The 6,119-nt window shown below is 42.9% G+C and carries 3 protein-coding genes; 2 read left to right on the top strand and 1 reads right to left on the bottom strand.

The genetic code is table 11. The features are described from left to right. Positions 1 to 437 precede the first annotated feature (437 nt). On the top strand, positions 438 to 3,236 hold the full coding sequence (locus tag QT990_RS17860) for an ATP-binding protein (protein WP_333465574.1): 2,799 nt from the start codon (positions 438 to 440) through the stop codon (positions 3,234 to 3,236). A gap of 1 nt (position 3,237) precedes the next feature. Continuing rightward, entirely contained in the window at positions 3,238 to 5,142 is a 1,905-nt protein-coding gene (locus tag QT990_RS17855; RefSeq protein ID WP_333465573.1) for an EAL domain-containing protein, read from the top strand. Between the two features lie 320 nt (positions 5,143 to 5,462). On the opposite strand, the gene QT990_RS17850 is transcribed toward QT990_RS17855, so the two are convergent. After that, positions 5,463 to 6,071 (bottom strand): Uma2 family endonuclease, encoded by a 609-nt coding sequence (locus QT990_RS17850; protein ID WP_333465572.1) that lies wholly within the window; start codon positions 6,069 to 6,071, stop codon positions 5,463 to 5,465. Positions 6,072 to 6,119 lie beyond the last annotated feature (48 nt).

The raw sequence follows: 6,119 nt of genomic DNA, 5'->3' as shown, positions 1-6,119 counted from the left end.
GAATCTTGTCCCCCCCTTATTAAGGGGGGTTAGGGGGGATCAGATTCTACGGGGCCTCATAAAAAATTGGTATAAGTCCTGACTATAATTGTATGCTTAGATCAATTAGTATTGAGATCAAGACCTACAAGTCAATGAAGGTGTACTGAATATCCCTGAAATCTGCAGGTAGGCTTACACTGCGACCCCAAGCAAAATATAGCATTTGACATTTATGGAGATTTCGTCTCAAATGGGGAGCTGTTTATTTCATAAATTTGCCAACTGTATCAGTATTAGCCGCTCATTTGGGTCCGGTTATTCAACAATAAGATATCATTAAACCAATTGGCGTTCAAGAGAGACGGAATCAATAATTTCCCTAGAGCTGACTTTAAATGACCAAGGGTGAGCGACTGTTGTTATTGAAATAATCCAAATACTAAAATGACTCCGCCATGACACTAATCGCAAGTGAGAATGAACTTGCAAAAAGGCCTCAAAAAATCCCGCTGCGCCTCGTCTTAGTCGTACCATTCGTCCTGCAAATCTTCGCCGCTGTGGGACTGACAGGTTGGCTCTCGCTACGCAACGGCAAAACTGCCGTCAACAACGTTACTACCCAATTACGAACGGAGGTAGTCGCCCGCATCAATCAACAACTAAACACTTACTTGGAAACACCCCATTTGGTCAATGCCATCAGCGTCGATGCCATTCGCCGCTTTGGATTATGGAATCCAGACAATATGAGTTCTATGAGAAGCTACTTCTACTGGCAGCTCAAGCAATTTTCCACTGTTAGTTACATCAGTTTTGGAGGGGAAAAAAAAGAATACGCGGGTGCTGGATATAAGGATGATGGCAGTGTGGTTATTGAAATAACCGATCGCTCTACTAATTTTCTCAATACGATCGTCAAGGTAGATAGAGAGGGCAACCCGACTCAGTTTAAGGAAACCCACCCAGACTACGATCCCCGCATTCGACCCTGGTATAAAGCTGCAAAAGTTGCCGGCAAACCCCAATGGAATAAAATTTATCAATATTATATTCAACCTAGCCTAGGCATCTCCGCTAGCCAACCTGCTTACGATAAAAATGGCATTTTTATAGGTGTTGTAAGTACCGATCTCTTTCTCTCAAAAATCAGCGACTTTCTCCAAAGTTTAAAAATTGGTAGATCGGGAAAGACTTTCATCATCGAACGCTCTGGCTTGCTAGTGGCTTCTTCCACCGCCGAGAAGCCATTTATCAAAAGCAAAAATCGCCAAAAAACGCAACGATTAAAAGCGATTGAGAGCAGCGTACCTTTGATCAATGGTACAGCGCAACATTTAATAGAACGCTTTGGTAACTTTACCGAAATAGATAGCAACCAGCAACTAGAATTCATGCTAAATGGTCAGCGGGAATTCGTGCAAGTATCCCCATTCCAAGATGGTAGAGGTCTTGATTGGCTGATTGTTGTAGTCGTTCCAGAAGCCGACTTTATGGAGGAAATCAATGCCAATACCCGTAGCACTATCCTACTCTGCGTTTTAGCGTTAGTGCTAGCGACGTTGTTAGGAATCTTCGCCTCCCGCTGGATTACCCATCCTATTTTTCTTTTGAGTAAAGCGAGTAGAGCGATCGCTAGCGGTCAATTAAACCAAAAAGTAGACGTAAATGGGATAAATGAACTGGGAGTTCTCGCTCAATCTTTTAACCAAATGGCACAGCAATTGCGCGAGTCTTTTGCTGCTTTAGAAAAGACAAACTCAGAGCTAGAAAATCGAGTAGAAGAACGAACAAGTGAGCTAAAAGAGGCAAAAATTGCCGCTGATACTGCTAACCATGCCAAGAGCGAATTCCTCGCCAACATGAGCCATGAACTTCGCACACCCCTGAACGGAATTCTAGGATACTCTCAAATTATGGAGCGCGATCAAACTACCACTCCTAAACAAAAAGATGCTATCCACATTATTCACCAGTGTGGTTCGCACTTACTCACGCTGATTAACGATATTTTAGACATTTCTAAAATTGAAGCCAGTAAAATGGAACTTGACAGCTCAAGTTTTAATTTTTCTTCTTTTTTGATCGGGGTTGTGGAAATGTGCCGCATCCGAGCTGAACAAAAAGAAATTACATTTAGTTATCAAGTATTAAATCAACTTCCTAACGCTGTAAAGGCTGATGAAAAACGACTGCGCCAAGTTTTGATTAACCTTTTGGGCAATGCTATTAAATTTACAGAAAAAGGAGGTGTTATTTTTAAGGTAGGCGTAATAGCTACGGGGGAAGACTCTGAGCAATCACAACTTACTAAAATTCGTTTCCATATCCAAGATACGGGGATTGGAATGGCACCTGAACAGTTAGAACAAATATTTTTACCGTTTGAACAAGTCGGAAATAGCCAGCGGAAGGCAGAAGGCACTGGGTTGGGATTAGCGATCGCACAGAAAATTGTTCAACTGATGGGAGGCGAAATAAAAGTCGAAAGTATACTCGGTCAAGGCAGCATTTTTTCCTTTGATTTAGAGTTGACTCAATCAGCGGAATTTATTACTCAACCTTCGGTAAATACTTCAATTAATTTAACAGGTTTTAAAGGCAATAAAAATAAAATTTTGTTAGTAGACGATCGATTAGAAAATAGAGGTTTTATTAGAAGCTTTTTAGAACCACTAGGTTTTAAAATCATGGAAGCTTGTAATGGACAAGAGGGTTTAAATAAAGCCATTGATTTTCAACCTGATATGATTATCACAGACTTAGTGATGCCAGTAATGGATGGATTTGAAATGTCGCGGCGCTTCCGAAAGTCATCAGAGTTTAAGGATGTAATATTGATAGCATCCAGCGCCAGCGTGTTTGAATTCGATCGCCAAAATAGCCAAGAAGCAGGTTGTAACGAGTTCCTGTCAAAGCCTATCCAAGTAGAAGAATTGCTAGAAGTATTAAAAAATTACTTACAAATAGAATGGATTTACGACCAACCTGCGGATTTGGCGATCGCACAGCCGGAAGGTTTCACTGATGTATTAAACGTTCAGAGTGGTGAGCTTGTGATACCGCCATCAGCAGAGCTGGTAGCGCTGTTTAATGCAGCTCGGATCGGCGATATTGAAGTGGTTGAGCAGGAAGCCAATAGACTCAAGCAGATAGACGGTAACTATTTACCATTTGCTAATAAAATCTTGCAATTTGCCAAAAATTTTGAAGAAAAAGAACTACTAGCTTTTGTAAAAAAACATTTGGGGGAATAAAATGCTCAACCAAAAAGACAATGTAATTTTAATTGTTGACGATAACCCGAATAACCTAAAACTTCTGTTCGATTTTTTGAAGGAGTCAGGCTTCAAGGTTTTAGTAGCTAAGGATGGGGAAAGTGCTATTGAGAAGTTACAAGAAGTTTCGCCAAATATCATATTGTTAGATGTGATGATGCCGGGGATAGATGGGTTTGAAACCTGCCACCGCTTAAAAGCATCGGTGGCAACGAAAGATATCCCTGTGATTTTTATGACATCTCTTACGGATCGCGTGGATAAGGTTAAAGGTTTGTCAATGGGAGCAGTAGATTATATCACCAAACCCTTTCAGCAAGAGGAAGTCCTAGCCCGCGTGCAACTACACCTGAGACTGCGAAATTTAACCAAGACGCTGGAAGAGCAAAATGTGCTTCTCAAAGAGGAAATTGAAGCGCGAAAAGAGGCGGAAGCGGCCTTGCAGAAACTCACTTCTGAGTTAGAGGAACGGGTGGCTTCTCAAACGGCTGAACTTAGACAAGCCTGCAACGAGCTTCAACAGGCTCAAGTTCAGTTGTTGGAAAGAGAAGAAAAATTAGGACATTATGCTTTTCACGACGCGCTAACGGAGTTGCCTAACCGCGCTTGGTTTATGAATCGGCTGCAACAGGCGATCGACTTGTCGTACAGACGTGAAGATTATGTATATGCGGTGCTATTTATTGACCTAGATCGCTTTAAAGTAGTGAATGATAGCCTCGGACATTTGGTTGGGGATCAATTACTAAAAAGCGTTGCTCGTCAACTGCAAGTTTGTTTACGCCACACAGATGCAGTTGCGCGGTTTGGAGGAGATGAATTTGTGATATTGCTGGAAGATATTAAAGATATTGATGAACCAAACAGGGTGGCTGAACGCATCCAAAATCAATTAAGGCAGCCGTTTAATTTGAATGATTATGAAGTATTTACCGAGATCAGCATTGGCATTATCGTTAGCACAATGGGTTACGATCGCCCCGAAGACGTGCTCAGAGATGCGGATATCGCAATGTATTATGCTAAAGCTCAAGGCAGAGGGCGTTACGAAGTTTTCGATCCAGCGATGCAAACTGTGGCGATGACGCGGTTGCAGTTGGAGAATGATTTGAGAAGGGCGATCGCGCTACAAGAATTTTGCGTTCACTACCAGCCAATTGTCTCGCTTTCTACGGGGCAACTGAGTGGCTTTGAAGCTTTGGTGCGCTGGCATCACCCATCTGGCAGAATCTACCCGCCTGCTGAGTTTATCCCTGTGGCTGAAGAAACTGGTTTGATCAATGAACTGGGGTGGTTTGTTTTGCAGGAAGCTTGTCACCAGATCAGTATTTGGCAGCAACAGTTTCCCCACACACCTCCCTTGGCGATTAATGTCAATCTTTCCCCAGTGCAGCTAAAGCAAGCAAACCTACTGAATCGAATTGAGGAGATTTTGCAGCAGACTGGCTTTCCCAGCTACAGTCTCAAACTAGAGATTACTGAAAGCTGCATTTTGGAAACAGTATCCAGGGAAGAAAAGATGTTGAAGCAGCTAAAAGCTCTAGGCCTTATGTTGTGTATCGATGACTTTGGCACGGGCTACTCTTCTTTAAGCCGCTTACATGAGTTTCCCATTGATACCTTAAAGATTGACCGGTCTTTTGTGAGCCGCATTGGGGCAGACAACAGCGGCGTAGAAATTATCCAGACAATTGTAACGCTGGCTCGCAGCCGAGGTATGGATATCGTGGCAGAAGGCATAGAAACGCCAACACAGCTACAGAAACTGCGAGAGTTGGGGTGTGAGTTGGGGCAAGGATATTTATTTTCTAGGCCTGTAGACAGCGAAAAGGCAACCGAATTATTAGGCATAAAGGTAGGGCTAGCAAGCTGGCCTGACATCTAGTTTAGTCGCAATAAATTTTATGAATCTTTTGTGGGAAAGGCCCAAAAGCCTACTCTCATCATGCGAACTCAATTCTGCTGGGAATTAATAGTTAGTTTGGGTCGGATTTTTGATATTTTATGAATTAATAAAATTTACCTCATGCCCGAACGTTAATTTTTAGGAATTCCTAACGGGTTTATGCTCAGTAACACAGAATTTCCGATATTTTGATTCACTATTGTTTCGGACGATCGACTTCGAGTCGCACTCTTGCAGTGTATGCTGCCCGTTGGGGGGTGCGGAATCTGGGATTGGGCGGATTTGGCATCAAAAGCTCTCTAACGCCACACTCGCCTTAAATTCAACACAAATCCTGGCAATACATCTTCCCCGGATAACTCGGTTGGATTAATTAATATTTCTACTTCTGTCTGTTGTCTGTAAATCTCTACCCGTTGGTTTTGCGGGTCAATCAACCACCCCAATCTTGCGCCGTTGTCGATATATTCCCGCATCTTAGTTTGAAGGGTGGAGAGACTATCGGATGCCGAGCGCAATTCTACTACAAAGTCTGGACACAGAGGAACAAAGCCTTGGCGCTGTTTTGGAGTTAGTGCTTCCCAGCGAGTTCTACTCACCCAGGAAGCGTCGGGAGAACGGCGAGCACCATTGGGGAGGATGAATCCGGTAGAAGAGTCAAAGCCTTCTCCTAAATCTTCGTGTGTTTCGCACCAGCGATCGACTTGCCCGCTAATACTGAGATTGCGACTGCCTGATTCTCCTCCTGTGGGTGGATTCACTATTAATTCTCCTGCTGCTGTTCTCTCTAATCTCAAGTCGGGATTTGCCAATGCTAGGGCCTCGAATTGCTCGCTACTGACAACAATCCCGATCGCGTTTGGCAATTCTATAGAGATGGTTTCTGGTTCAGTAAATATTTGTACCATATTCAATTCCGGTTTTTTTTAGATTGAACTCGGCAACAAAAAAAAGTT

This window comes from Microcoleus sp. T3_B1 (assembly GCF_036700445.1).
In the GTDB taxonomy this organism is placed as follows: Bacteria; Cyanobacteriota; Cyanobacteriia; order Cyanobacteriales; family Microcoleaceae; genus Microcoleus.
The sequence above is the reverse complement of the archived record's forward strand: the minus strand, read 5'-3'. Positions and strand labels throughout refer to the sequence as shown.

Coding starts and splice junctions, on each gene's coding strand:
- QT990_RS17850 (WP_333465572.1), bottom strand. CDS start 6,071: ATGGTACAAATATTTACTGAACCAGAAACCATCTCTATAGAATTGCCA.
- QT990_RS17855 (WP_333465573.1), top strand. CDS start 3,238: ATGCTCAACCAAAAAGACAATGTAATTTTAATTGTTGACGATAACCCG.
- QT990_RS17860 (WP_333465574.1), top strand. CDS start 438: ATGACACTAATCGCAAGTGAGAATGAACTTGCAAAAAGGCCTCAAAAA.